Annotated in this window: 23 protein-coding genes, 2 rRNA genes and 1 riboswitch; of the genes, 24 read left to right on the top strand and 1 reads right to left on the bottom strand. The window is 42.5% G+C overall.

Annotated elements, in window-relative coordinates:
• From LQ188_RS20210 to purD, 15 genes are all read left to right on the top strand, one after another.
• Positions 1-127, top strand: a 23S ribosomal RNA gene (locus LQ188_RS20210); the annotation flags it as partial.
• 64 nt (positions 128-191) lie between these two features.
• Positions 192-307 (top strand): 5S ribosomal RNA (rrf, locus tag LQ188_RS20205).
• 515 nt (positions 308-822) lie between these two features.
• Positions 823-1023 carry an NETI motif-containing protein gene (locus LQ188_RS20200; RefSeq protein WP_101225051.1) on the top strand — a complete coding sequence of 67 codons (201 nt, stop codon included), beginning with the start codon at positions 823-825 and terminating at the stop codon, positions 1021-1023.
• A 74-nt stretch (positions 1024-1097) separates the two neighbouring features.
• Positions 1098-1199, top strand: a riboswitch (purine riboswitch).
• A gap of 179 nt (positions 1200-1378) precedes the next feature.
• On the top strand, positions 1379-1867 hold the full coding sequence (gene purE, locus LQ188_RS20195; protein WP_076372819.1) for a 5-(carboxyamino)imidazole ribonucleotide mutase: 489 nt from the start codon (positions 1379-1381) through the stop codon (positions 1865-1867).
• The gene (gene purK, locus LQ188_RS20190) at positions 1851-3011 is read left to right on the top strand and encodes a 5-(carboxyamino)imidazole ribonucleotide synthase (RefSeq protein ID WP_230177956.1); all 1161 of its coding nucleotides are present in this window, start codon (positions 1851-1853) and stop codon (positions 3009-3011) included. Before purE ends, purK begins: the two co-directional genes overlap by 17 nt.
• Positions 3008-4300, top strand: a complete 1293-nt coding sequence (gene purB, locus LQ188_RS20185) for an adenylosuccinate lyase (protein ID WP_034306123.1) — start codon at positions 3008-3010, stop codon at positions 4298-4300. The genes purK and purB overlap by 4 nt, the downstream gene beginning before the upstream one ends.
• Before the next feature lie 103 nt (positions 4301-4403).
• Entirely contained in the window at positions 4404-5123 is a 720-nt protein-coding gene (gene purC, locus LQ188_RS20180) for a phosphoribosylaminoimidazolesuccinocarboxamide synthase (RefSeq protein ID WP_101225023.1), read from the top strand.
• Complete coding sequence (purS, locus tag LQ188_RS20175) at positions 5116-5370, top strand: phosphoribosylformylglycinamidine synthase subunit PurS (RefSeq protein WP_034306118.1); 255 nt, start codon at positions 5116-5118, stop codon at positions 5368-5370. The genes purC and purS overlap by 8 nt, the downstream gene beginning before the upstream one ends.
• Positions 5367-6053, top strand: coding sequence for a phosphoribosylformylglycinamidine synthase subunit PurQ (purQ, locus tag LQ188_RS20170; protein ID WP_048680628.1), 687 nt, complete (start codon positions 5367-5369; stop codon positions 6051-6053). Before purS ends, purQ begins: the two co-directional genes overlap by 4 nt.
• Entirely contained in the window at positions 6037-8256 is a 2220-nt protein-coding gene (gene purL / locus LQ188_RS20165) for a phosphoribosylformylglycinamidine synthase subunit PurL (protein WP_101225022.1), read from the top strand. Before purQ ends, purL begins: the two co-directional genes overlap by 17 nt.
• On the top strand, positions 8241-9656 hold the full coding sequence (gene purF / locus LQ188_RS20160) for an amidophosphoribosyltransferase (RefSeq protein WP_048680621.1): 1416 nt from the start codon (positions 8241-8243) through the stop codon (positions 9654-9656). The genes purL and purF overlap by 16 nt, the downstream gene beginning before the upstream one ends.
• Positions 9657-9698: 42 nt before the next feature.
• On the top strand, positions 9699-10724 hold the full coding sequence (purM, locus tag LQ188_RS20155; RefSeq protein WP_034306111.1) for a phosphoribosylformylglycinamidine cyclo-ligase: 1026 nt from the start codon (positions 9699-9701) through the stop codon (positions 10722-10724).
• Entirely contained in the window at positions 10724-11299 is a 576-nt protein-coding gene (purN, locus tag LQ188_RS20150) for a phosphoribosylglycinamide formyltransferase (protein ID WP_101225021.1), read from the top strand. The genes purM and purN overlap by 1 nt, the downstream gene beginning before the upstream one ends.
• An 18-nt stretch (positions 11300-11317) precedes the next feature.
• On the top strand, positions 11318-12853 hold the full coding sequence (purH, locus tag LQ188_RS20145) for a bifunctional phosphoribosylaminoimidazolecarboxamide formyltransferase/IMP cyclohydrolase (protein ID WP_230177955.1): 1536 nt from the start codon (positions 11318-11320) through the stop codon (positions 12851-12853).
• 19 nt (positions 12854-12872) lie between these two features.
• Positions 12873-14147, top strand: coding sequence for a phosphoribosylamine--glycine ligase (purD, locus tag LQ188_RS20140; protein WP_230177954.1), 1275 nt, complete (start codon positions 12873-12875; stop codon positions 14145-14147).
• A 49-nt stretch (positions 14148-14196) separates the two neighbouring features.
• Here purD and LQ188_RS20135 read toward each other — a convergent pair whose 3' ends face one another.
• Entirely contained in the window at positions 14197-14463 is a 267-nt protein-coding gene (locus LQ188_RS20135; RefSeq protein WP_101225019.1) for a YgaP-like transmembrane domain, read from the bottom strand.
• 147 nt (positions 14464-14610) lie between these two features.
• Between LQ188_RS20135 and LQ188_RS20130 the strand changes: the two genes are divergently transcribed.
• The 9 genes from LQ188_RS20130 (at position 14611) to gatA (ending at position 26393) form a co-directional block, all read left to right on the top strand.
• A complete protein-coding gene (locus tag LQ188_RS20130) occupies positions 14611-16356 on the top strand; it encodes an adenine deaminase C-terminal domain-containing protein (protein ID WP_101225018.1) in 1746 nt (581 codons plus the stop codon).
• A gap of 43 nt (positions 16357-16399) precedes the next feature.
• The gene (locus tag LQ188_RS20125; RefSeq protein ID WP_101225017.1) at positions 16400-17437 is read left to right on the top strand and encodes a DUF3048 domain-containing protein; all 1038 of its coding nucleotides are present in this window, start codon (positions 16400-16402) and stop codon (positions 17435-17437) included.
• A 26-nt stretch (positions 17438-17463) separates the two neighbouring features.
• Complete coding sequence (locus LQ188_RS20120) at positions 17464-17778, top strand: YerC/YecD family TrpR-related protein (protein ID WP_034306094.1); 315 nt, start codon at positions 17464-17466, stop codon at positions 17776-17778.
• A 220-nt stretch (positions 17779-17998) separates the two neighbouring features.
• Positions 17999-18682 (top strand): heptaprenylglyceryl phosphate synthase, encoded by a 684-nt coding sequence (locus LQ188_RS20115; protein WP_230177953.1) that lies wholly within the window; start codon positions 17999-18001, stop codon positions 18680-18682.
• A gap of 61 nt (positions 18683-18743) precedes the next feature.
• Positions 18744-20990, top strand: a complete 2247-nt coding sequence (pcrA, locus tag LQ188_RS20110; RefSeq protein ID WP_230177952.1) for a DNA helicase PcrA — start codon at positions 18744-18746, stop codon at positions 20988-20990.
• 101 nt (positions 20991-21091) lie between these two features.
• A complete protein-coding gene (gene ligA, locus LQ188_RS20105; RefSeq protein WP_230177951.1) occupies positions 21092-23098 on the top strand; it encodes an NAD-dependent DNA ligase LigA in 2007 nt (668 codons plus the stop codon).
• A gap of 11 nt (positions 23099-23109) precedes the next feature.
• Positions 23110-24279, top strand: a complete 1170-nt coding sequence (locus LQ188_RS20100; RefSeq protein ID WP_230177950.1) for a CamS family sex pheromone protein — start codon at positions 23110-23112, stop codon at positions 24277-24279.
• A gap of 350 nt (positions 24280-24629) precedes the next feature.
• Positions 24630-24920: an Asp-tRNA(Asn)/Glu-tRNA(Gln) amidotransferase subunit GatC gene (gatC, locus tag LQ188_RS20095; protein ID WP_076372748.1), complete on the top strand. Its 291-nt coding sequence runs from the start codon at positions 24630-24632 to the stop codon at positions 24918-24920.
• Between the two features lie 12 nt (positions 24921-24932).
• On the top strand, positions 24933-26393 hold the full coding sequence (gene gatA / locus LQ188_RS20090; protein ID WP_230177965.1) for an Asp-tRNA(Asn)/Glu-tRNA(Gln) amidotransferase subunit GatA: 1461 nt from the start codon (positions 24933-24935) through the stop codon (positions 26391-26393).
• The last annotated feature ends 5 nt before the right edge of the window (positions 26394-26398 follow it).

Below are 26398 nucleotides of genomic sequence, written 5' to 3'. Positions count from 1 at the left end.
TCAAGATGAGATTTCCCATGGCGCAAGCTAGTAAGATCCCTGAAAGATGATCAGGTTGATAGGTCAGAGGTGGAAGCGTGGCGACATGTGGAGCTGACTGATACTAATAGATCGAGGACTTAACCAACGCTTTTTAAAAAATGAAATACCTTCTTATTATCTAGTTTTGAAGGAACAACGTTCCTTATATGTTTGGTGGCGATAGCGAAGAGGTCACACCCGTTCCCATTCCGAACACGGCAGTTAAGCTCTTCAGCGCCGATGGTAGTTGGGGGTTTCCCCCTGTGAGAGTAGGACGCCGCCAAGCCATTTAAAAAAGATCCGCCATCCGGCTGGTCTTTTTTTGTATTGCAATATTTTCGGCTTTCAGGGAGGAGTGACGTAAATTACATCTAATCAACCTGAAGCCTAACCTTTCGACCTAAAATGAAATAAATCGACCTGCGTTAAATCCTCTCAAATTACAAAAGCTGACTTTTAAAATAGGTCTTACTTGAATTGAAATAATTCGCGAGAGCAAGATACGAATATGGAGCAGAGGTTAATTTTATGAATAAGGCTATGGTAATTGAGAGGGGAAGAAGGGTAGGATATTGAAGGAGATGTATAATTTATGGGTGCAGGTGCTTTTACGGAAGACAGGGATATCATAATCTTAGGCATTATGGAATTTCCATTATAATGTAATCCTCTTTTTTGAAATGTAACTTGTCTTTACTTGTTCTTTTCATTATACTGTGAAGAATTTAATAATTTTAATAATGCAAGTTGGATGCTGAAGAAGAAGACAGAAAAAATAGAATTATGGAAGGAATCGGTATTGTGGGTAAAAAGAGTAAGGAAAAGTTTGAAGTTATCGAGGGCGAGACAATTGATGCATGTTTAGATCGAATTAAAGCGGCGGGGTACTTTCCTGTAAGGAGAACGGAAGAGCCCATCTTTGCCGAGAGAATCGAGAATGGCAAGGTCCATTATGTGCCAGTTGATCGAAAAATTGTATTCGAAGCAAAATTAATTGAGTAAAACACGAACGATAAATTAATATCATGTAAAAATATTCGATTTTAACTTGACATTAAAATGGCCGGAAGGTAAGATGAAGTTACATTAATACATCTCATATAATCATGGGGATATGGCCCAAAAGTTTCTACCTGATGACCGTAAATCATCGGACTATGAGAAAAGCATCTGACTATTTCGGAAACTAGCCAAGTCTTTTTGTTTTTTCAAAAGGGCTTTCTTTTCCGGACAGGTTGCTTTCTCGATGAGGAAGCAACCTGTCCGGTTTTTTAATTTACATGTTATAGATAAAAATGATAAGCGTCCGTCTGCATACCCGGGACGCCATAATATGAGTGTTGGAGGGAAAGATGATATGAAACCGCAAGTAGGGGTTATTATGGGAAGTGTCTCGGATTGGGAAACGATGAAATACGCTTGTGAATCATTGGAACAACTTGAGATTCCCTATGAAAAAAGAGTCGTTTCCGCCCACCGGACGCCGGATTTACTATTTGAATATGCAGAGAGTGCAAAAGATAGAGATATTAAAGTGATTATTGCCGGAGCAGGCGGGGCTGCACATCTTCCAGGTATGACAGCCGCTAAAACGATTGTCCCTGTGATAGGCGTTCCAATACAGTCGAAGGCATTAAATGGGATGGATTCGTTATTATCGATTGTTCAAATGCCTGGTGGCGTACCGGTTGCAACGGTTGCGATCGGAAAAGCGGGCGCAGTCAATGCCGGTTTGTTTGCGGCTCAAATATTAGCAGCTTTTGATTCTGACATTGCCGATAGGTTAGAGGCTTTACGAAACGAAACCAGAGAAAAGGTGTTACAGAGCAGTGAACAACTTAAATAATACAATCATTTTACCGGGACAGACCATTGGAATAATCGGCGGAGGACAATTGGGCAGGATGATGGCCTTATCGGCTAAGGCATCTGGCTTTAAGATAGCGGTCCTTGAGCCGACAGCAGAAGGTCCATGTGCTCAAGTGGCGGATATTGAAATCACTGGTGCTTATGATGATATCGAAGCATTGAAAAGGTTGGCTGAGGTCAGTGACGTCATAACATACGAGTTTGAAAATATCAGTTCAGAAGCACTGGATTGGTTAAAGCAACATGCATTTCTTCCACAGGGCTCAGAATTATTAAAGCTGACACAGGATAGACTGACTGAAAAAAAAGCCATATCTGATGCAGGAGCTTCCGTTGCTCCATATCAGGAAATACAGGATATTTCAGAAATTCACCTTCATATAGAGAAATTAGGGTACCCTAGTGTGTTAAAAACGACGCGGGGCGGTTATGATGGAAAAGGGCAGTTGGTCATTAAGGAAGAAGCCGACATCAAAAAGGCTGAATCCCTGCTCAAAACAGGTATATGTGTGCTGGAAGCCTGGATTCCTTTCGTAAAAGAAATATCCATTATCGTGACGCGTAAGGCAGATGGCGAGACAAGTCATTTTCCGATTGCGGAAAACATTCATGTTGAAAACATTCTTCATAAAAGCATTGTTCCCGCCCGTATTAGTCAACAAGCTGAACGGAAAGCTATTAATGAAGCTTTGCAGCTTGCAGAGAAACTTGATTTGGTGGGGACATTGGCGGTCGAGATGTTTTTAACCGCTCAGGATGATATCATCATTAATGAATTAGCGCCAAGACCTCATAACTCAGGCCATTATACAATGGAAGCATGTGAAACTTCACAGTTCGAACAGCATATAAGGGCTGTCTGCAATTGGCCGCTCGGCAATACGGAGTTATTGAAGCCTGTGGTAATGATAAACATCCTTGGTGAGCATATCGAGCCCTTAATGGATGAAATTCCGACGCTTTCAGATTGGAAGGTTCACCTTTACGGTAAGAAAGAAGCCAAGCTTAAGCGGAAAATGGGTCATGTGAATATTTTACGTCCAACGATTGAGGAAGCTCTTTTGGAAAGTGATCGAAGCAAAATATGGAATCAACAGGTTGAAACGGAGGAAGTAAAATGATTGAACGTTATACCCGCCCAGAGATGGGAAACATTTGGACAGAAAAGAACCGCTTTAATGCGTGGTTGGAAGTTGAAATCTTAGCTTGTGAAGCATGGTCTGAGCTAGGTGTCATTCCTAAAGAAGATGTGAAGCTTCTTCGTGAAAATGCTACATTCGATGTAGACCGTATCAATGAAATCGAAAAAGATACACGCCACGATGTTGTTGCTTTTACACGTGCGGTTTCTGAAACATTGGGAGAAGAACGGAAATGGGTCCATTACGGACTGACTTCCACTGATGTGGTGGATACAGCTCTTTCATATGTGATAAAGCAAGCGAATGAGATACTTGCCAAGGATTTAAATAACTTCGTGGAGATCCTGAAAAATAAAGCGAAAGAACATAAATATACGGTTCAAATGGGACGTACACATGGAGTTCATGCTGAACCGACCACTTTTGGGTTGAAACTGGCTCTTTGGTATCAAGAAATGAAGCGAAATGTAGAACGTTTTGAAGAAGCTAGAAAGAACATTGAGGTTGGGAAAATCTCTGGAGCTGTCGGAACTTACGCAAACATCGACCCGTTCGTTGAAAAATTCGTTTGTGAAAAGCTTGGCCTTGAAGCAGCACCAATTTCAACACAAACATTGCAGCGCGATCGTCACGCACATTATATGAGCACATTGGCTTTAATTGCGACATCAATTGAAAAATTCGCAGTTGAAATTCGCGGCTTGCAAAAAAGTGAAACACGCGAAGTGGAAGAATTCTTTGCAAAAGGACAAAAAGGATCTTCGGCAATGCCTCATAAACGGAATCCAATCGGTTCTGAAAATATGACGGGTATGGCTCGTGTAATCCGCGGTTACATGATGACAGCATATGAGAATGTGCCATTATGGCATGAACGTGACATTTCGCATTCTTCTGCTGAGCGCATCATCTTGCCGGATGCAACGATCGCATTAAACTACATGCTGAACCGTTTCAGCAACATAGTGAAGAACTTGACCGTTTATCCAGAAAATATGAAACGCAATATGGACCGTACGCTTGGATTGATTTTCTCACAACGTGTACTGCTTTCCCTTATCGATAAAGGACTTGTCCGTGAAGAAGCTTATGATACGGTTCAGCCAAAAGCGATGGAAGCATGGGAGCTTCAGGTTCCATTCAGAAGCTTGATCGAAAAGGATGATAAAATCACAAGCTTGCTTACGAAAGAAGAACTTGATGATTGTTTCGATCCTACACATCACCTGAAAAATGTTGATGTAATCTTTGATCGTTTAGGTTTATAAAAGTGAAGGCGGCAAACATGGCACCTCTAAACGGTGATATGTTTGCCAAGCCTGATCAATGGCAGGAAGATTCATAATATTCACAATGTGGGGGTCTGGACAGATGGAAAAACGAGAATTGTTGTATGAAGGAAAAGCGAAACAGATTTTTGCAACGGACAACAGTGAAATAGTTTGGGTGGAATACAAGGATTCGGCAACAGCGTTTAATGGTGAGAAGAAGTCAGAGATTGCCGGAAAAGGTAAGTTGAATAATCAAATTACTAGCTTACTATTTTCAAAGCTTGCCCAAGAGAATATCCCATCCCATTTTATTGAAATGCTTTCCGACCGGGAGCAGCTAGTCAAGAGGGTATCCATCATTCCACTTGAAGTCGTTGTCAGAAATACGGCTGCCGGCAGTTTTTCTAAAAGAACTGGCATTGAAGAAGGCCAGCCGCTCAAGAAAACGCTGATTGAGTTTTACTATAAAGATGACGAACTCGGCGATCCTCTGTTAACGGAAGACCATATTGAAGAATTGGAACTTGCAAGCAAGGAAGATGTAGCGATTTTAAAAGAAAAGGCAGAAGAAATCAGTATCGTCTTAACTTCCTTCTTTAAAGAGTTAGACATTAAATTGATTGATTTTAAATTAGAGTTTGGTAAAACCCCGAATGGAGACATTCTGCTGGCAGATGAAATTTCACCTGATACCTGCCGATTATGGGATATTAAAACAAACGAAAAGTTAGACAAAGATGTATTCCGCCGTGATTTAGGAAGTTTAACAGATGCTTATGAAAAAATACTAGCAAAGTTGGAGGGCACTCAACATGTATAAGGTTAAAGTATATATCACACTACGCGAAAGTGTACTAGATCCACAGGGAGCAGCAGTGCAACAATCACTTCATAGCTTGACTTATAACGAAGTCAGTGATGTTCGAGTGGGGAAATACATTGAACTTACAATTAAGGATACGGATCGTGATTTAGATCAACTTGTAAAGGAAATGTGTGAAAAACTATTGGCCAATACGGTAATTGAAGCTTACCGCTATGATGTTGAGGAGGTTATCACCCAATGAAATTTGCTGTCATAGTTTTCCCTGGTTCCAATTGTGATGTCGATATGTACCATGCGATAAAGGATGCACTGGGGGAAGAAGTGGAGTATGTTTGGCACTCTACAGACAATCTAGATCAGTATGATGGGATTCTTCTTCCTGGAGGTTTCTCTTATGGAGACTATTTACGCTCTGGAGCAATTGCAAGATTTTCGAATGTAATGGCAGAAGTCGTAAAAGCGGCACAAGCAGGAAAGCCTGTATTGGGTGTCTGCAATGGTTTTCAGATTTTACTTGAAGCAGGACTTTTACCTGGTGCGATGCGCCGTAATGAAGGCTTGAAATTCATTTGCCGCAATGTAGGACTGAAGGTTGAAAATAACCAATCGATGTTCACGACAGGATATGAATTAAATGAAACGATTACGATCCCTGTTGCACATGGTGAAGGGAATTACTACTGCGATGATGAGACATTGGCTGAATTAAAACAAAATAACCGCATCTTGTTCACGTATGATGGTGAAAATCCAAACGGAAGCTTGGAGCAAATAGCGGGAATTACAAATGAACAAGGAAATGTCCTCGGAATGATGCCTCATCCCGAACGTGCTGTTGATTCGCTGCTTGGCAGTAAAGACGGCTTAAAGATTTTTCAATCCATCGTAAAAAACTGGAGGGAATCACATGTTATTACAGCTTGAACCAAGTCCGGAAAAAATTAAATCGGATCGATTGTACGCAACAATGGGACTATCCGATGATGAATTTGCAATGGTGGAGAAAATCTTAGGCAGACTGCCGAATTATACGGAAACTGGATTGTTTTCGGTTATGTGGTCAGAGCATTGTTCCTACAAAAATTCAAAACCCATCTTAAGGAAATTCCCGATTACAGGGGAGAAAGTGCTACAAGGTCCTGGTGAAGGAGCAGGTATCGTTGATATCGGTGACGATCAGGCTGTCGTTTTTAAAATTGAAAGTCATAACCACCCTTCGGCAATAGAGCCTTATCAAGGTGCTGCTACCGGTGTCGGCGGAATTATCCGTGATGTTTTCTCCATGGGAGCCCGTCCGATTGCGATGTTGAACTCGCTTCGCTTCGGTGAGCTAGACAATGATCGTGTGAAATATCTATTTAAAGAAGTGGTTGCAGGGATTGCAGGATACGGGAATTGTATCGGAATTCCAACTGTCGGCGGAGAAATTCAATTTGATCCATCGTATGAAGGAAATCCTCTTGTCAATGCAATGTGTGTCGGTTTGATCGATCATAAGGACATTAAAAAAGGCCAAGCGCATGGAGTGGGCAACACAGTGATGTATGTGGGTGCCAAAACTGGACGTGATGGTATTCATGGAGCAACATTTGCATCTGAAGAGCTATCAGAGTCTTCGGAAGAGAAACGGCCTGCCGTACAAGTAGGCGATCCATTCATGGAGAAGCTGCTTTTGGAAGCATGCCTGGAATTGATTCAAAATGATGCCCTTGTTGGCATTCAGGATATGGGAGCAGCAGGTCTTACAAGCTCATCTGCCGAGATGGCGAGCAAAGCTGGCTCAGGAATAAAAATGAACCTGGATTTGGTACCGCAGCGTGAAACGGGAATGACAGCATATGAAATGATGCTATCTGAATCACAAGAGCGGATGCTGATCGTTGTCACTAAAGGACGCGAACAGGAAATCGTCGACTTGTTTACGAAATATGACCTAGAAGCGGTTGCTGTTGGTGTAGTGACGGATGATAAAAACCTAACCCTTTCCCATCAAGGTGAAATCGTTGCTGAGGTTCCGGTTGATGCATTAGCTGAAGAAGCTCCTATTTATCACAAGCCATCTGCAGAGCCGCAATATTTCCGTGACTTCCAAAGCATGACGGCAGAAGTGCCAGTCATTGAAGATTATAAAGAAACATTGGTATCACTATTGAAGCAACCGACAATTTCGAGTAAGGAATGGGTCTACGACCAGTATGATTACATGGTCCGCACGAATACAGTCGTCTCACCTGGATCGGATGCAGCGGTAGTGCGTGTACGTGGTACGAATAAAGCCCTTGCCATGACAACGGATTGTAACTCCCGCTTTATTTATTTAGATCCTGAAACAGGCGGCAAAATCGCTGTGGCTGAAGCAGCCCGTAACATCATTTGCTCGGGTGCGGAACCTTTAGCGATTACGGATTGCTTGAACTTTGGGAATCCAGAAAAACCAGAAATATTCTGGCAACTGGAAAAAGCGGCAGACGGTATGAGTGAAGCTTGCAGAAGCTTAAGTACTCCTGTAATCGGCGGAAATGTTTCCCTTTATAATGAAACGAATGGTGAAGCGATTTATCCGACGCCTGTAGTTGGAATGGTTGGTCTAGTCAATGACCTTAAGCACATCACAACACAAACATTTAAAAATGAATCCGATTTGATTTACGTGGTCGGTGAAGCGAAAGTTGAATTCGGAGGCAGTGAATTACAGAAAATGCTCGAGGGTAAAATCTTTGGACGCGCTCCAGAACTTGATTTGGACCTTGAACAAAAACGTCAGCAGCAAATTCTGACGGCAATTCAAAAAGGACTTGTTGCATCAGCCCATGACCTTTCAGAAGGCGGTTTGGCAGTGGCTTTAGCTGAATCTTTATTCGGGGCTAGCAAACTAGGGGCAAAAGTGAATATATCCGGGGAACCTGTATCTGAATTATTCAGTGAAACGCAATCACGATTCTTACTGTCCATCAATCCTGATAATCAAGCGTCATTTGAAGCTCTTGTTGAAGATGCGATTTGCATAGGCTCAGTAACGGCTGATAATAAATTAGTCGTAGCAACAAGTGATAGCAAAGTGTTGGAAGCGGACGTTGAAGATTTACAAACAGCTTGGAAGGGAGCCATACCATGCTTGCTGAAATAAGAAGCCTAAACGAAGAGTGTGGTGTTGTTGGAGTCTGGGGACATCCCGATGCAGCGCAGCTTGCTTACTACGGTTTGCATAGCTTGCAACATCGTGGTCAAGAGGGAGCGGGCATCGTCGTGACGGATGGTGAGCAGATGTCCATCTCTAAGGGCGAAGGACTTGTCACAGAGATATTCACTGCGGAAAAAATGCAGGCACTTTCCGGTAGCGGTAAAGCGGCAATAGGCCATGTCCGTTATACAACGGCAGGCGGCGGCGGGTATCAAAATGTTCAGCCTTTCCTGTTCAATTCTCATACAGGGGGGCTGGCCCTTGCTCATAATGGGAATATCGTCAATGCCCATCAATTAAAAGCACAGCTTGAAGGACAAGGAAGCATTTTTCAAACGACCTCTGATACGGAAGTTCTGGCACATCTGATTAAACGCTCCGGCTACTCGGATGTAAGAGATTCCGTGAAGAACAGTTTAAGCATGCTGAAGGGAGCCTATGCCTTTGTCATCATGACCGAAACCCAAATGATCATGGCAAGAGATCCGCATGGCTTCCGTCCACTTTCCTTGGGGAAAATAGGCGATGCATATTTCGCTGCATCTGAAACATGTGCTCTTGATATTGTAGGTGCAGAATTCATCCGCGATATTGAGCCGGGAGAACTGGTTGTCATTAATGATGAGGGAATCACATCCGAATACTTTTCGCTTTCCAGCCAACAGGCAATGTGCACGATGGAGTACGTGTATTTTTCCCGTCCGGATAGCAACATTGATGGTATCAATGTTCATACGGCACGTAAAAACCTTGGTAAGCAAATGGCACTCGAAACCAAAATTGAAGCAGACGTAGTTACAGGTGTACCTGATTCGAGCATCTCGGCAGCGATTGGCTATGCTGAAGCTGCAGGCATTCCTTATGAAATGGGTTTAATAAAGAACCGTTATGTTGGACGGACTTTCATTCAGCCATCACAAAGTCTGCGTGAACAAGGCGTAAAGATGAAACTATCACCTGTAAGAGGGGTAGTGGAAGGCAAGCGGGTCATAATGGTTGATGATTCAATCGTCCGTGGAACAACGAGCAGAAGGATTGTCCGCATGTTAAAAGATGCCGGAGCGAAAGAAGTGCATGTAGTAATCAGCTCACCACCGATCAAGAATCCATGTTTTTATGGCATAGACACGTCTAAAAAGGAAGAACTGATTGCAAGCTCAAAATCGGTGGAGGAAATAAGGGAAATCATTGAAGCTGATTCCTTAACTTTTTTAAGTGTCGAAGGTATGGTCGAAGCGATTGGACGACCGTTTCCTGGAGAAACGCGCGGTTCATGCCTAGCTTGTTTCACCGGAAATTATCCGACTGAAATTTTTGAATACGAACGAGAAAAAACAAAATGTTAATCAAGTCGGCAATGATGATTGATTTTCGGAGGAGGATTTCAAATGGCTAATGCATATAAACAGGCTGGTGTGGATATTGAGGCTGGTTATGAAGCGGTAAATCGAATGAAGAAACATGTAAAGCGCACATTTCGTCCAGAAGTAATGAATGGTCTGGGCGGTTTCGGCGGCATGTTTGACTTATCTTCCTTGAACCTTAAAGAACCTGTGCTCATTTCTGGTACGGATGGAGTGGGTACAAAACTTTTGTTGGCGTTCATGATGGATAAACACGATACAATTGGAGTGGATTGTGTAGCTATGTGCGTCAATGATGTTGTCGTTCAAGGTGCTGCACCTTTATACTTTTTAGATTATATTGCCTGCGGTAAAGCAGATCCTGAACGAATTGAAATGATCGTCAAAGGAATTGCAGATGGCTGTGAGCAGGCGGGCTGTGCTTTAATCGGCGGAGAAACGGCTGAAATGCCGGGCATGTATGAGACGGAAGAATACGATGTGGCAGGTTTTACTGTAGGTGCCGTTGAAAAATCACGTCTGATTACTGGTGAAGCGATCTCTGCTGGTGATGTCGTTATTGGACTCGCTTCAAGCGGCATACACAGTAATGGGTATTCCCTTGTTCGTAAGATCCTTCTTGAAGACTCAGGTATGGGGCTTCATGACTTCGTACCGGAACTGGATTGCAAGTTGGGGGAGGAATTATTAAAACCGACGAAAATCTATGTGAAGTCCGTTTTATCGACGTTGGAAAAATTTGAGGTTAATGGTCTTGCCCATATCACCGGTGGAGGATTCATCGAGAATATTCCGCGTATCCTTCCTGAAGGATGCGGTGTTGAAATCGAGCTTGGAAGCTGGGAAATTCCAACTATATTTTCATTCCTTGAAGAAAAAGGAAACCTTGTAAAAGAGGAAATGTTCAATATCTTCAATATGGGTATTGGGATGACGGCTGTCGTCAAAAAAGAAGTGGCATCGGATGTGCTAGCCCACCTAAAGTCTTGCGGTGAAGAAGCCTCAATTATTGGAACGATCGTGGATGGAAATGGAGTGTCGTTCAAATAATGAAACGCCTTGCTGTCTTTGCATCAGGTAACGGTAGTAATTTTCAATCAATTGCTGAAGCAATAAAAAGTGGAAAGTTGGAGGCGGAAATCTGTCTTGTCGTTTGCGATCGTGAAGACGCATATGTGCTTGAGAGAGCAAAGCTTGAGAATATTGACTCTTTCTCCTTTTCAGCAAAGAATTACTCCAACAAGACTGAATATGAATCGGAAATCCTGGAAAAACTTCGCCAGTATGAGATAGAGTTCATCATTCTTGCTGGTTATATGCGTTTGATCGGTCCGACATTATTACAAAAGTATTCACAGAGGATTGTGAACATCCACCCTTCACTTCTGCCAAGTTTTCCAGGCAAGGATGCAATTGGCCAGGCTTTTGATGCCGGAGTGAAGGAAACGGGGGTAACCGTTCATTATGTTGATGATGGAATGGACACAGGACCGGTCATTGCCCAAAAAACAGTGCCAATTCTTGAAGGGGATACGAAAGACATCCTTCAGAAAAGGATTCAGGAAATGGAGCATGATTTGTATCCATCAGTTTTGCAGGAGCTATGCCACAAGAAACTTACTTAATGGAGGGACCAACATAACATGAAGAAACGCGCATTAATTAGTGTATCGGATAAAACAGGTATCGTAGAATTTGCTCAAGGTTTAATTGAAGCAGGTTTTGAAATCATTTCTACAGGCGGTACCAAAAAAACGCTTCAGGAAAATGGTATTGAGGTTATTGGAATCAGTGACGTCACCGGTTTCCCGGAAATTTTGGACGGACGTGTTAAAACGCTTCACCCAAATGTCCATGGAGCAGTGTTGGCAAAACATGATGACAAAGGTCACGCAGCACAGCTTGCTGAGCATAACATTGAACCAATTCAACTTGTCTGTGTAAACCTATATCCATTCCAAGCGACTATTTCCAAACCGGAAGTCACTGTGGAAGATGCTATTGAAAACATCGATATCGGTGGACCGACAATGCTTCGTTCTTCTGCTAAAAACCACGAATATGTGACTGTTATCGTTGATTCCAATGATTATCCTACCGTATTGGCTGAGCTGAAACAAAACGGCGGGGTAGCAAAAACCACGAATCGCCGCCTGGCTGCAAAAGTTTTCCGTCATACGGCAGCATATGATGCAGTTATTTCAGAGTATATGACAGAGCTTGCCGATGAAGAAAATCCTGAATCATTGACTGTTACCTATGAATTGAAACAGTCGCTTCGTTATGGGGAAAATCCACATCAAAAAGCCGCATTCTATAAAAAACCGCTTGGTTCCGTTTTCTCAATTGCAGAAGCGAAGCAATTACATGGAAAAGAACTATCATACAACAACATCAATGATGCTGATGCAGCACTTCAAATCGTTAAAGAATTCAATGAGCCTGCTGCAGTTGCAGTCAAACATATGAATCCTTGCGGCGTCGGTGTCGGTGCGACCATTTTGGAAGCATATGAAAAAGCTTATGAGGCAGATGCCACCTCCATTTTCGGTGGGATCATCGCTTTGAACCGTGAAGTCGATAAAGCGACTGCGGAAAAGCTTCATGAAATTTTCCTTGAAATCATCATTGCCCCTGGGTTTACACAAGAGGCAGTGGAAGTATTGACAAGCAAGAAAAACCTACGTTTATTAACGATCGATTTTGACGCGGTTAAAAAGCCTGAACGAAAATTGACATCCATTGAAGGCGGATTACTTATTCAAGATCGGGACGCACATAGCTTAAAGGATGCAGAGGTAAAAGTGGCAACGAAACGTGAGCCTACACCTGAAGAGTGGAAAGCCATGGAACTTGGCTGGAAAATCGTGAAACATGTCAAGTCGAATGCAATAGTGGTTTGTAACGATCAAATGACATTAGGTGTTGGCGCAGGTCAAATGAACCGTGTGGGAGCTGCAAAAATTGCTCTGGAACAAGCTGGGGAAAGAGCGACAGGAAGTGCATTGGCATCAGATGCATTCTTCCCAATGGATGATACTGTAGAAGCGGCAGCAAAAGCGGGCGTCACGGCAATCATTCAGCCTGGTGGATCTGTTAAAGATGAGGATTCGATCAAGAAAGCTGATGAATATGGGATTACAATGGTGTTTACAGGAATTCGTCACTTTAAACATTAATCAAAAACGAGGTGCGATAATGAATGTACTAGTAATTGGCCGGGGCGGCAGGGAGCATGCCATAGCCCGCAAACTATTTGAAAGTAAACGGGTTGGGACTGTTTTTGCAGCACCGGGAAATCCAGGGATGACCGATGTAGCGACTCTTGTTCCAATTGATGAAAACAATCACGGGGAATTGGTTGCCTTTGCCAAAAATAATGCAGTTGCATTAACGGTGATCGGGCCCGAAACACCATTGTTGAATGGACTTGCCGATGATTTTGCGGAGGCAGGATTACAGGTATTTGGCCCTAATGGCCGTGCTGCTGTCATCGAGGGAAGTAAATCCTTTGCTAAAGATTTAATGAAGAACTATAGCATTCCGACAGCGGAATATGAAACATTCTCTGATTATGATTCAGCAAAGGCGTATATCGAAAAAATGGGTGCACCCATCGTCATAAAAGCGGATGGTTTGGCTGCTGGAAAAGGTGTCGTAGTTGCTATGACGCTGGAAGAGGCGTTAGACGCCATCCATGATATGCTTGTCGGGGCAAAGTTCGGGGAAGCATCTGCCAAAGTCGTTATTGAGGAATTCCTTGATGGCGAAGAATTTTCATTGATGGCATTCGTTAATGGGGAAAAAGTGTATCCGATGGTCATTGCTCAGGATCATAAGCGGGTTTTCGATGGAGATCAGGGTCCGAACACAGGTGGAATGGGTGCATACTCACCGGTGCCGCAAATTTCCGATGAAATGATCCAGACTGCAGTCGAAACGATTCTTAAGCCCACTGTAAATGCGATGATTTCTGAGAATCGGAGTTTTACAGGAATATTATATGCCGGGTTGATCGCTACTGAAAAAGGCACAAAAGTCATTGAGTTCAATGCCCGTTTTGGCGATCCGGAAACGCAAGTCGTTTTACCGCGCCTAAAAACAGACTTCGTGGATACGCTTGAAGCGGTTCTTTCTGGAGAGGATTTACAACTTGAATGGCATGAAGAAGCCGTGCTTGGAGTGGTCGTCGCAGCTGATGGATATCCAGGGGAATATAAAAAGGGATCTATCATTAAAGGCTTGGAAAAGATTGATCCGAAAGCCCATGTTTATCATGCTGGAACGGCTCTCAATAATGAAGGGAACTTCATCTCGAATGGCGGACGTGTACTTCTGGTTGCTGCAAAAGGGAAAGATTTGGCCTCTGCGCAAGCTGAAGTATATAAAGAGTTAGGGCATATTGAGAAAGACGGTTTATTTTGGCGAACGGATATTGGCTACCGAGCAATAAAATACAATTTTTCATCATAATATAAAGAAGCTGACTCTAAGCGGAGTCAGCTTCTTCTTTAGAAAAAACTTAATATGAATCAGATTGATTGGATTCACTTTCATATTTTGGCTCACTTTTCATCAAGTTCTGTCCGTTTTCCATCGCATCTACGACAGGACAATAGCGGAGTATGCCTTCGCCTATTTTCATGGCAGAAAGCATCACCACGATTATGTAAGATTGGTTTTTCCATGGTTTTTTCACCATTTTAGCCATGGCCCATGTTAAAAATGTAAAACCACAGGTAATTCGCATTAATGCATTTATTATACTGATATTTTGTTTAAACTTCATTTAAAGTCCATCCCTTCACAAAAATTTAACAATATTCTGGATAACATTACTGTTCTAATGGGGTAAGTATGTTACTATGAAATAAAATTGGATTGAAAATGGTTTTTTTCATACATCTGTTTCTAATAACTTATGGGGGAATGTTTTATGCTTGAACAGCGCTATAGATGGAAAAATAAACATCTAAGAGAACATATAGATGTGCTGGATGGCAATAGGGCACCACACATTCTGCTTAAAAATACGACTTATTTAAATCAGGCATTACGAAAATGGGTGAAGGCGAATATATGGATATATGATGATCGCATCATATATGTCGGCGATAAGCTTCCTGATAATATAGACCGCTGTGAAATGGTAGACTGTACAAACCAGTACTTGGTCCCGGGTTATATTGAGCCGCATTCACACCCTTCTCAATTATATAATCCCCTTTCTTTTTCACGTTATGCATCTCATTTTGGCACAACGACATTGATCAATGATAACTTGCCGTTTCTATTGCAGTTAGATAAAAAGAAAGCGTTTTCTCTTTTGAAAGAATTGCGTAACATTCCTGTAACAATGTATTGGTGGAGCCGTTTTGACGGACAAACGGAATTGATCGATGAAGATATGGTCTTTTCCCATGGGGCCGTTAAATCATGGCTGGAGCATGATGCCGTATTACAGGGCGGGGAACTGACTGGATGGCCGAAGCTTCTCGATGGGGATGACATGATGCTGCACTGGATTCAGGAAGCCAAGCGAATGAGGAAGAAAATAGAAGGACACTTTCCAGGTGCTTCAGAGAAGACTTTAGCAAAAATGACCTTGTTCGGAGCCGATTGTGATCATGAGGCAATGACAGGTGATGAGGTAATGTCGCGCTTGCTGCAGGGCTATTATGTATCGTTAAGACATTCTTCGATCCGTCCGGATTTACCAAAGCTGATACGGGAAATCCATGAACTGGGCATCGATCATTATGACAAATTCTTTTATACGACAGATGGATCGCCGCCGTCCTTTTATGAAGGTGGTTTCATAGACTGCTTGATCAAAATAGCGATAGAGCATGGCGTTCCGGTCATCGATGCATACAATATGGCAACTATCAACATCGCACGTTATTATAATATCGAATACCTTCATGGCAATATTGCCACTGGAAGGGTAGCGAACATCAACTTCCTGACCGATGTAAAGGAACCCGCACCGGTTTCGGTAATGGCAAAAGGGAAATGGGTTAAAAGGGATGGTGAAATCATTCCGGATAAACAGGAAATCGAATGGAGTGATTTCGATTTTAAACCACTCGATCTTGATTGGGATCTTAGTTTAAAGGAAGATTTTGAATTTTCCATGCCGTTTGGAATTGAATTGGTCAATAATGTAATTACAAAACCGTACTCGCTTGCCAATGATGTTGGCCATGAAGAACTGAACTTTGAGGATGATGAATGCTTTTTCATGCTTATCGATCGGGAAGGGAAATGGCGCATCAATACGATATTAAAAGGGTTTGCGGACAAATTATGCGGCTTCGCCGGCTCTTACACAAATACAGGTGACATCATACTGATCGGTAAAAGGAAAAAGGATATGCATTTGGCATTTAACCGGCTGAAGGAAATCGGCGGTGGAATCATTTTAACGGAACAAGGCAAGGTGATTCATGAACTTCCTCTGAAATTAAAGGGGGTCATGTCCACCAAGGAGGTTCCAGAACTGATAGAAGAAGAAAATGAATTGAAACATTTACTGCGTGAGAGAGGTTATCGCTTCGCCGATCCTGTTTACACCCTTTCGTTCTTTTCGACAACCCATCTCCCATATATAAGGCTAACCCAGCGAGGAGTATATGATGTAATGAATAAAACTATACTCTTTCCTACTATAATGCGTTAAAATATAAGAGAAGAAATGGCTAATAAATCAGAGGAGTGGAAAGATGAACCTAAAGAGAGTTCTTTTCATCGTTATTGCTATTTTACTGCTGGCAGGATGTTCTACGAAAGAAGATTCTGCATCGGATGACAATAAGCCGAAAGACCAAGCTGTCATCAAAAATACAGATGTGAAAAATGAACCTTCCAATGAGTTTCCACTAACAGGTATAGCCACCGATGAAGACAGTGAGCGCAGGGCTGCAGCAGTGATGATTAATAACCATCCGGAAGCACGCCCACAATCGGGCCTCTCAGAAGCGGATATCGTCTTTGAAATGCTCGCAGAAGGTGATATAACCAGATTTTTAGCCATCTTCCAAAGTGAAATGCCAAGCCAAATCGGTCCGATCCGGAGTGCAAGGGACTATTATATCGAATTGGCAAAAGGCCTTGATTGCATCTATGTCTGTCATGGAAACAGCCCCGAGGCAAAAACCATGCTGGACAAAGGGTATATTGATAACTTGAACGGATTATATTATGATGGTACTTTGTTTCAACGTTCGGCAGATCGAAAAGCACCGCATAATTCCTACACTTCCTTTGAGGATATCCAAAAAGGCGCGAAGGAAAAGGGATATGAGTTGAATGGTGCACCGGAGCATTATGCTTTCCTTACAAAGGAAGAGGCAGCTGGACTTCAAGGGGAACCGGCATTGAAAACCGAGGTTTCCTACGGATCAGACGAGTATGATGTACAGTATGAATACGAAGCCACGGAAGAGAAATATAAACGTTATTCGAACGGAGAGCAAACAGTCGAGCATAAATCGAATAAACCTATTTTACTGGATAATATATTGATCATTGAGGCTGCTCATCAAGTGATCGACGATAAAGGGCGTCGTAAAATCGACTTGAAAAGTGGCGGAAATGGTTATTTACTTCAAAAAGGAAAAGCGAATGAAGTAGAATGGGTTAATAAGGATGGTCGGATTATACCAGTGAAAAACGATAAAGAAGTAGGGTTGATTCCAGGGAAAACTTGGATCAATATTATTCCGGATGAACCTGGTTTAGTTGGAGACGTCTCATTTTGATACCCATGAAATTGAGGGGGAGTAACATGCAAATTGATAAGTTAAGAGGAAAAGAAACGGATCAGCTGTTTAAGTCGATCCTTTCCTTGCGTGATTTGGACGAATGCTATCGATTTTTTGATGATTTATGCACAGTTAATGAAATTTCATCACTGGCACAGCGTCTTGAAGTAGCCCGCATGCTTGAAGAAGGAAAAACCTATCATAAAATCGAAACGGAAACGGGTGCAAGCACGGCTACGATTTCCAGGGTCAAACGCTGCTTGAATTACGGAAATGATGCTTATTCCATGGCACTTAACCGTATTAAGGATAACGTTGAGGAAACAACTGAATCCTAATTCTTTCGATCAAAATAAAAAGCCGGGGAATTCATTTCCCGGCTTTTTATTTTGAGTTCAGGGCTCTCTTTGCCGGCTGTCTTTCAACCGTATCCGTGTTATATTGGATTTTAGATTCAGAGGTTCCATTTGGTAATAACATTTTATCGATACTTCTCTTTTTTAATGAAAAATCTTAATGCTATAATGGTGTAATGGGAAGTGTGAATGGAGGATTATAATGTACGATTTTCGCGAGTGGAAACATGTTTTCAAACTCGATCCAAATAAAGAAATAAGTGATGAGGCCCTAGAGAAAGTCTGTGAATCCGGTACTGATGCAATCATGGTCGGGGGAACGGATGGAATCACGCTAGAGAATGTGCTTCATTTAATGGCACGTGTCAGACGATATACCGTCCCATGTGTGATGGAAATTTCTTCTGTTGAAACCGTGACGCCAGGGTTTGATTTATATTTCATTCCGAGTGTCCTGAATAGCACCAACCCGGATTGGATGATGAAACTGCATCAGCAAGCAGTCAAGGAATATGGATACCTTTTGAATTGGGATGAAATTTTCGTTGAAGGGTACTGTATCCTGAATCCTGAGTGCAAGGCGTCCCAGTTGACGAAAGCCAATACCGATTTGGATATGGATGATGTGGGTGCATATGCGATGATGGCAGAAAAGATGTTCAACCTGCCGATTTTTTATTTGGAATACAGCGGTGATTATGGCGATGTCCAGATGGTGGAAGCTGCCAAAGAGAGTTTGGAGAATACCGTACTATTCTATGGCGGTGGGATAAAATCAGTTGAACAGGCCAAAGAGATGTCCAAGATTGCGGATGTCATCGTTGTCGGCAATGTGATTTATGAAGATTTGAAAGTGGCACTTGCAACAGTTTCGGCAGTTAAATGAAAACATGTAATAAATATAGTATACTAAAACAGAAACGAATGTTCGTATAGGTGGTGTGATAATGCAATATTTAGCGGAAAAATTACTAATAGGTTTGAATGAACAGCAACAAAAAGCAGTGAAAGCAACTGATGGCCCACTTTTAATCATGGCTGGGGCAGGAAGTGGAAAGACGCGTGTGCTGACTCACCGAATAGCTTACTTGATGGTCGAGAAGGAAATAGCGCCTTGGAACATCCTTGCAATCACGTTCACCAACAAAGCGGCACGTGAGATGAAGGAGAGGATCCGAGCCATACTTGGCGGTGCGTCCGAAGATATCTGGATTTCGACTTTCCACTCGATGTGTGTCCGTATTTTACGAAGAGATATCGACCGTATCGGATTTAATAGAAACTTCTCGATATTGGATACGACGGATCAGCAATCGGTCATAAAACAAATCATGAAAGACCGTAATATGGATACAAAAAAATATGATTATCGTGCCATTTTGGGTAGCATCAGTTCAGCGAAAAATGAATTGGTCGGGCCGGAAGAGTACCTGAAGACGGCGTCTGATTACTTCACTAAAGTAACTGCCGATGTATATACGGAATACCAAAAACGGCTGCGTAAAAATTCAGCGCTCGATTTCGATGATTTGATCATGATGACGATTCAATTGTTCCAGCTCGTACCTGAGGTGCTTGAATATTATCAGCGTAAATTTCAATACATTCATGTTGATGAGTATCAAGATACGAACAGGGCTCAATACATGCTTGTTAAACTGCTGGCTTCACGCTTCCGTAATCTCTGTGTTGTCGGGGATTCCGATCAATCGATCTATCGCTGGCGCGGTGCGGATATCGCGAATATCCTTTCATTTGAAAAGGATTATCCGAATGCCAACATGATTTTCCTTGAACAGAATTACCGCTCAACGAAAAAGATTCTTGCAGCGGCGAATAAGGTCATCGATAACAATCAAAACCGGAAGCCGAAAAATCTTTGGACAGAGAATGCAGATGGCAATAAGATATTCTATTACCGTGCAGACAATGAACAAGGGGAAGCGCAATTCGTAGCCGGAAAGATAAATGAGTTAGTCCAGGATGGCAGCCGGAAATATTCAGATATAGCAATACTTTACAGAACAAATGCACAATCACGTGTCATGGAGGAAGTTCTGCTTAAATCCAATATAAATTATGCAATAGTCGGGGGCACCAAGTTCTATGACCGTAAAGAGATTAAGGATTTACTTGCCTATCTTCGCCTTATTGCGAATCCTGATGATGACATCAGTCTTCGCCGTGTAATCAATGTACCAAAACGCGGAATTGGTGCAACTTCAATGGACAAAGTGGCAGATTATGCAGATCAATATGATGTTTCCATTTATAAAGCACTGGAATCTGTGGAAATGGTAGGGATAAGCGGGAAGGCTACCAAAGCGGCAAGGGAATTCCATACGCTGATCACTAATTATACAAATCAGCAGGAATACTTATCCGTAACGGAACTTGTGGAGGAAGTCATTAAGAAAACCGGTTACCGTGAGATGCTGCAGGCAGAAAAAACGATTGAATCACAAAGCCGCCTTGAAAATATAGATGAGTTTTTATCTGTTACGAAAGCATTCGAAGATAACAGCGAAGACAAATCATTGGTGGGCTTTTTGACTGACCTTGCGTTGGTTGCAGATATAGACCAACTTGACGAGAATACTGAAGAAGCTACAAATACGGTAACGTTGATGACGCTGCATTCAGCGAAGGGACTTGAATATCCGGTGGTCTTTCTATTGGGCCTTGAAGAAGGGGTATTCCCTCACAGCCGATCGCTTATGGATGAAGAGGAGATGGAAGAAGAACGCCGTCTGGCTTATGTGGGAATTACAAGGGCTGAAAATGAACTATTCATAAGCAATGCCCAAATGCGGACATTGTATGGACGGACGAGCATGAATCCCGTTTCCCGTTTCATTAGTGAAATACCAGAGGAACTTCTTGAAGATCTAAAACCGAAACCGGCTCCTAGAGCTAGGCAAACACCTTTCAGTTCTTCGAGAACCGGATCTCCTTCAACTGCTTCAACAAGAAAAATGCCTGCCTTCGGAAGAGCTGTTTCTGCGCCATCCGCAACGGGCGGCGAAGAGATCGGCTGGGCTGTCGGTGACCGTGCCTCCCATAAAAAATGGGGAATAGGAACCGTGGTGAGCGTAAAAGGAGAAGGCGAAGGGAAGGAATTGGATATAGCCTTTCCAAGTCCAATCGGAATCAAGCGGCTATTGGCGAAATTTGCACCAGTTGAAAAGGCTTAAGATTAATATGCTTCCACTGGTAAAGAATAGGGATATCTGACTTTAGACACCGCTCTTCTATAAGAAGTGCGGTGGAGTCTTCTTTAGAAAGGATTGAACGTATGGACTTACAAGCTGCAGAGAAGAAAATTCTAGAGCTGCAAACGTTGTTGAACCAATACAGCTATGAATATTATGTCATGGACCAGCCATCAGTACCTGATGCTGAATATGATCGTCTGCTCCGTGAACTTATTGAGTATGAGGAGAAATTTCCGGAACTGCAAACGGCGGACTCACCGACACAACGGGTCGGTGGCGCCATTTTGGATATGTTTGAAAAAGTGGAGCATAACACACCAATGCTTAGTTTAGGCAATGCCTTCAATGAAAGTGACTTACGGGATTTTGACAGAAAGGTCAGACAATCTGTAGGTGACGATTTTTCCTATGTATGTGAATTGAAAATTGATGGACTTGCCGTCACTCTTCAATATGAAAATGGATATTTCGTAAGAGGGGCAACCCGTGGAGATGGAACGATTGGTGAAGATATTACCGCTAATTTAAAAACGATCAAATCGATTCCATTGAAGCTGCGGGAGCCGGTTGCCATTGAAGTGCGCGGTGAGGCCTTCATGCCAAAAAAATCATTCGAATCATTAAACAAGGCTAAGGAAGAACGCAGTGAGGAACCATTTGCAAACCCAAGAAATGCAGCTGCGGGCTCGTTAAGGCAGCTTGACCCAAAACTTGCTGCGAAACGTAACTTGGATATTTTCCTTTATGCGATTGCTGATTTGGGCGAAACAGGGGTCCGTTCCCACAGTGAGGGTCTGGATTTATTGGATCGACTCGGATTTAAGACGAATCGGGAAAGAAAAAGATGCTCGAATATAGAAGAAGTGCTGGCCTATATAGTAGAATGGACGGAACAACGTCCAAACTTAGCCTATGATATTGATGGAATTGTCGTAAAGGTGGATTCCCTTGAACAGCAGGATGAATTAGGATTTACTGCAAAAAGTCCGCGATGGGCGATTGCTTATAAATTCCCAGCTGAAGAAGTCATTACAACCCTAAGGGATATCGAGCTGAATGTTGGCCGTACGGGTGTATTGACCCCTACCGCAGTTTTGGATCCCGTTCGGGTAGCAGGTACCACTGTACAGCGAGCTTCACTTCACAACGAAGACTTAATCCGTGAAAAGGACATCAGAATCGGAGATCAAGTGGTCGTGAAAAAAGCGGGCGATATCATTCCAGAGGTAGTCAATGTGCTGGCAGACCGCCGTACAGGGGAAGAAGTCGAGTTCCAGATGCCGACTGAGTGCCCGGAATGCAGCAGTGAACTTGTCCGGCTGGACGGGGAGGTTGCTTTACGCTGCATCAACCCGAAGTGTCCCGCACAAATACGGGAAGGTTTGATTCACTTTGTTTCCCGTACAGCAATGAATATAGACAGTCTTGGTGAAAAAGTGATTAGCTTGTTATTTAAAGAAGAACTCATACAAGATGTGGCTGATATTTATAAGCTTACATACGATCAACTGATTGCTTTGGAAAGGATGGGGGATAAATCCGTCAATAAACTTCTTCAAGCAATCGAAGCTTCGAAGACCAACTCGTTGGAAAAATTACTATTCGGGCTGGGCATTCGCCATGTTGGTTCCAAAGCTGCCAAGACGCTTGCGAGGGAATTCGGGACGATGGAGGCCTTAAGCAAGGCGAGCCGTGAAGAACTAACGGCCATTAATGAAATAGGCGATAAGATGGCTGATTCCATCGTAGCTTATTTTGAATTGGAAGAAGTCCATGCATTATTGAATGAGCTGGATGCAGCCGGTGTGAATCTTACTTTCAAAGGGCAAAGAGCTGTTGCTATAGAAGATATCGACTCCATTTTTTCCGGTAAAACAGTCGTTTTAACGGGGAAACTGCATCAGTTAACACGTAACGAAGCAAAAGAGAAATTAGAGGCGCTAGGAGCTAATGTTGCTGGAAGTGTCAGCAAGAAAACCGATTTGGTCGTAGCTGGCGAAGATGCCGGTTCCAAACTGGCAAAAGCTGAAAGCCTAGGCGTCATGGTATGGGATGAAGAGAGACTGATTGAGGAACTAAATAAATAAGAGGTGTAGCTATGAGGAAACACTCTATTTTGGGGATGATTCTTATACTGCTTCTTGCTGGATGTGCGCCTAGTTTTGAGGATAAGCAAGAGGTAGTTCAAGACTCCAAAGACAAAAAAGAATCGGCAATTATTCCGAAGTATAAAATTTCGGAAGAATATTATCAAACAATCCTACCGTTTGAACCATCAAAAGCACGCGGTTTGGTCGTATCCAATCTAAATACCCGATATGACATTGAAGAATTCGAAAATGGTTTGATGCGGTTGGCGCAAACCCAATTCGACCCGGAAGATTACCTGTTTCAAGAGGGGCAAATGCTAGATAGTTCCACGATATCTTCCTGGCTGAACAGAAAATATACCGATAGTCAGTTGAAAGAAAAGAAGAAGAAAGCCTCAGAGAACCTTGGCTTGAATCCGGTTGATCCGGGTAAAGGTGACATTGATAAGCGGAATGAAGAAAATCCGATCTATCTTGCCCATATTTTAGAACATAATTACTTGGTGAAAACAAAAGATAATTCAGTGAGCCTTGGCGGAGTTGTAATAGGTCTTGCGTTGAATTCAGTGCATTACTATCAAAAGGAAGATTTCGGTGCCACCTATGAAAATAAAATCGATAGTAACAAGCTAAAGCAAGAAGGGGAGAAAATTGCTGCAGAAGTCCTGAAAAGGCTGCGTAAAATGGACAAGCTGAAAAATGTTCCGATTACGATTGCCTTATTCGAGCAAAATGAAAAATCTTCAGTAGTCCCTGGGAATTTCATTTCCTATACGAATATCGATAAAAACTCTGACAATATTGGAAAATGGACGAACCTGGACGAAGAGTATTTCCTATTTCCTTCTGCAGGGGCTGAAAAAAAATACCGTGATGACGTCAATACATTCACAAACTTTAAAGAAGATGTCGAAGAATACTTCCCTAACTTTAACGGAGTCATCGGCAGGGCGTTCTATATGGATGATCAATTGCAAAGTCTGAACATCGATATCCCCATTCAATTTTATGGGAACTCCGAAGCGATCGGCTTTACCCAATATGTTGCTGGCCTTGTAATGGAACGTTTCCCGAACTATATTGCCGTACAGGTATCCATCACCTCTGTAAATGGACCTGAAGCACTCATAGTCCGTGAAGCGAATCAGGACGAACCAACCGTTCATATATATGAATGAAAAAAGATGAAGCTTAGCGGCTTCATCTTTTTTGTGTCCCGCTTTTTAATGGGAATGTATCCAAAATAACCTTTAAACAGGAAGTAAACCCTTCCATCTTAGGGAGCAACTGCTTTAAAAAGGGAACATTTGTCGAATTTTAAAGGACTTATTGTCATTTCCCCGGAAATTCCGGCAACTTCCCCATATTTCCCGGAAAATATCTCTTTTTCCTTATGAAATAATTGAATTTCGACATTGTATCTCTTGTTGCTTTACTGTGTAATAGTTTGATATGATTTAAACGATGATTATATGGAGAAAAGCGACGAAATTCAGTCGATTTGGATATTTTTTCGGAGGTGAAGAGAATGTCACGTATTTCTATGGAACAAGTTAAACACGTTGCCCATTTGGCTCGTTTGGCCATTACGGAAGAAGAAGCACAACAGTTTCAGCATCAGCTTGACCAAATGATTTCATTCGCGGAGCAGTTGAATGAGCTTGATACGGATCAAGTAAACCCGACTTCTCACGTTTTGGATATGAAGAATGTTATGCGCGAAGATGTCGCAAAACCGGGATTGCCAGTAGAAGAAGTAGTTAAAAATGCACCGGATAGCAAAGAAGGATATATCCGTGTACCATCAATAATTGAATAAGGAGGGACAATGATGTCGTTGTTCGAACAAAAGGTTTCTGAGCTTCATGAACGCTTACATAAGAAAGAGATAAGTGTCACTGATCTTGTTAACGAATCGTATAAGCGAATCGGACAAGTAGAGGACAAGGTGAAGGCATTTTTGACACTTGATGAAGAAAACGCCCGCAATCAAGCAAAACGATTGGATGATCAATTGGTAAAAGGCGAGAACGAAGGCGCTTTATTTGGTATGCCAATCGGAGTGAAGGATAATATTGTCACTAAAAATTTGCGTACGACTTGTGCGAGCAAAATTTTGGAGAACTTTGATCCAATCTATGATGCAACCGTTGTTCAAAAGCTACAGAAAGCAGAAACGGTTACGATCGGGAAATTGAATATGGATGAGTTTGCGATGGGTTCTTCCAATGAGAACTCCGCATTTCAGGCAACACGCAACCCTTGGAACACGGAATTTGTGCCAGGAGGTTCTTCGGGCGGTTCAGCTGCATCTGTCGCTTCCGGTGAGGTCCTATTCTCTTTAGGTTCCGATACGGGTGGATCGATCCGCCAACCAGCGGCCTATTGTGGAGTTGTCGGCTTAAAACCTACATATGGACGTGTTTCCCGATTCGGACTAGTAGCATTTGCGTCTTCACTGGATCAAATTGGGCCAGTTACAAGAACGGTTGAAGATAACGCCTATTTGCTTGAAGCGATTTCAGGTGTAGATCCAATGGATTCGACCTCTGCCAATGTTGACGTGCCGAATTTTGTGAATTCATTAACAGGCGAGGTTAGAGGATTGAAAATAGCTGTGCCTAAGGAATATCTTGGCGAAGGCGTTGGTGAAGAAGCACGTAATTCCGTACTTGAAGCATTAAAAGTATTAGAGGGGCTTGGAGCTGAATGGGAAGAGGTATCCTTGCCGCATTCCAAATATGCTTTAGCTGCCTATTATCTGCTATCTTCATCGGAAGCTTCGGCTAACCTTTCACGTTTTGACGGTGTGCGTTACGGACACCGTACAGATAATGCAGAAACACTTATAGAAATGTATAAGCAAACCCGTGCAGAAGGATTCGGTGACGAAGTGAAACGCCGTATCATGCTTGGAACTTTCTCCTTAAGTTCAGGTTATTATGATGCTTATTATAAAAAGGCTCAAAAAGTACGTACGTTAATCAAAAAAGACTTTGAAGATGTTTTTGAAAAATACGATGTCATCGTTGGGCCGACTACACCTACGCCTGCATTTAAAATTGGTGAAAAAGTCGACGATCCATTAACGATGTATGCGAATGATATCTTGACGATTCCAGTCAATCTTGCTGGTGTACCGGGTATATCCGTACCATGTGGATTCGCAGCGAATGGTCTTCCGCTTGGACTGCAAATGATTGGTAAGCATTTTGATGAAAGCACGATTTACCGCGCGGCTCACGCATTTGAGCAAGCAACAGATTTTCATAAACAATTTCCTAAGCTGTAAGGGGT

The organism is Peribacillus sp. Bi134, assembly GCF_918698065.1.
Classification (GTDB): domain Bacteria; phylum Bacillota; class Bacilli; order Bacillales; family DSM-1321; genus Peribacillus.
The sequence above is the reverse complement of the archived record's forward strand: the minus strand, read 5'-3'. Positions and strand labels throughout refer to the sequence as shown.

Bases quoted from the DNA above. Each gene is read 5' to 3' on its own strand.
- purS (WP_034306118.1), top strand. From the start codon at position 5,116: ATGTATAAGGTTAAAGTATATATCACACTACGCGAAAGTGTACTAGAT.
- purC (WP_101225023.1), top strand. From the start codon at position 4,404: ATGGAAAAACGAGAATTGTTGTATGAAGGAAAAGCGAAACAGATTTTT.
- purD (WP_230177954.1), top strand. From the start codon at position 12,873: ATGAATGTACTAGTAATTGGCCGGGGCGGCAGGGAGCATGCCATAGCC.
- purH (WP_230177955.1), top strand. From the start codon at position 11,318: ATGAAGAAACGCGCATTAATTAGTGTATCGGATAAAACAGGTATCGTA.
- purL (WP_101225022.1), top strand. From the start codon at position 6,037: ATGTTATTACAGCTTGAACCAAGTCCGGAAAAAATTAAATCGGATCGA.
- purM (WP_034306111.1), top strand. From the start codon at position 9,699: ATGGCTAATGCATATAAACAGGCTGGTGTGGATATTGAGGCTGGTTAT.
- purB (WP_034306123.1), top strand. From the start codon at position 3,008: ATGATTGAACGTTATACCCGCCCAGAGATGGGAAACATTTGGACAGAA.
- LQ188_RS20115 (WP_230177953.1), top strand. From the start codon at position 17,999: ATGTACGATTTTCGCGAGTGGAAACATGTTTTCAAACTCGATCCAAAT.
- LQ188_RS20135 (WP_101225019.1), bottom strand. From the start codon at position 14,463: ATGAAGTTTAAACAAAATATCAGTATAATAAATGCATTAATGCGAATT.
- ligA (WP_230177951.1), top strand. From the start codon at position 21,092: ATGGACTTACAAGCTGCAGAGAAGAAAATTCTAGAGCTGCAAACGTTG.
- LQ188_RS20125 (WP_101225017.1), top strand. From the start codon at position 16,400: ATGAACCTAAAGAGAGTTCTTTTCATCGTTATTGCTATTTTACTGCTG.
- LQ188_RS20130 (WP_101225018.1), top strand. From the start codon at position 14,611: ATGCTTGAACAGCGCTATAGATGGAAAAATAAACATCTAAGAGAACAT.
- pcrA (WP_230177952.1), top strand. From the start codon at position 18,744: ATGCAATATTTAGCGGAAAAATTACTAATAGGTTTGAATGAACAGCAA.
- gatA (WP_230177965.1), top strand. From the start codon at position 24,933: ATGTCGTTGTTCGAACAAAAGGTTTCTGAGCTTCATGAACGCTTACAT.
- purF (WP_048680621.1), top strand. From the start codon at position 8,241: ATGCTTGCTGAAATAAGAAGCCTAAACGAAGAGTGTGGTGTTGTTGGA.
- LQ188_RS20120 (WP_034306094.1), top strand. From the start codon at position 17,464: ATGCAAATTGATAAGTTAAGAGGAAAAGAAACGGATCAGCTGTTTAAG.
- gatC (WP_076372748.1), top strand. From the start codon at position 24,630: ATGTCACGTATTTCTATGGAACAAGTTAAACACGTTGCCCATTTGGCT.
- purN (WP_101225021.1), top strand. From the start codon at position 10,724: ATGAAACGCCTTGCTGTCTTTGCATCAGGTAACGGTAGTAATTTTCAA.
- LQ188_RS20100 (WP_230177950.1), top strand. From the start codon at position 23,110: ATGAGGAAACACTCTATTTTGGGGATGATTCTTATACTGCTTCTTGCT.
- purE (WP_076372819.1), top strand. From the start codon at position 1,379: ATGAAACCGCAAGTAGGGGTTATTATGGGAAGTGTCTCGGATTGGGAA.
- purQ (WP_048680628.1), top strand. From the start codon at position 5,367: ATGAAATTTGCTGTCATAGTTTTCCCTGGTTCCAATTGTGATGTCGAT.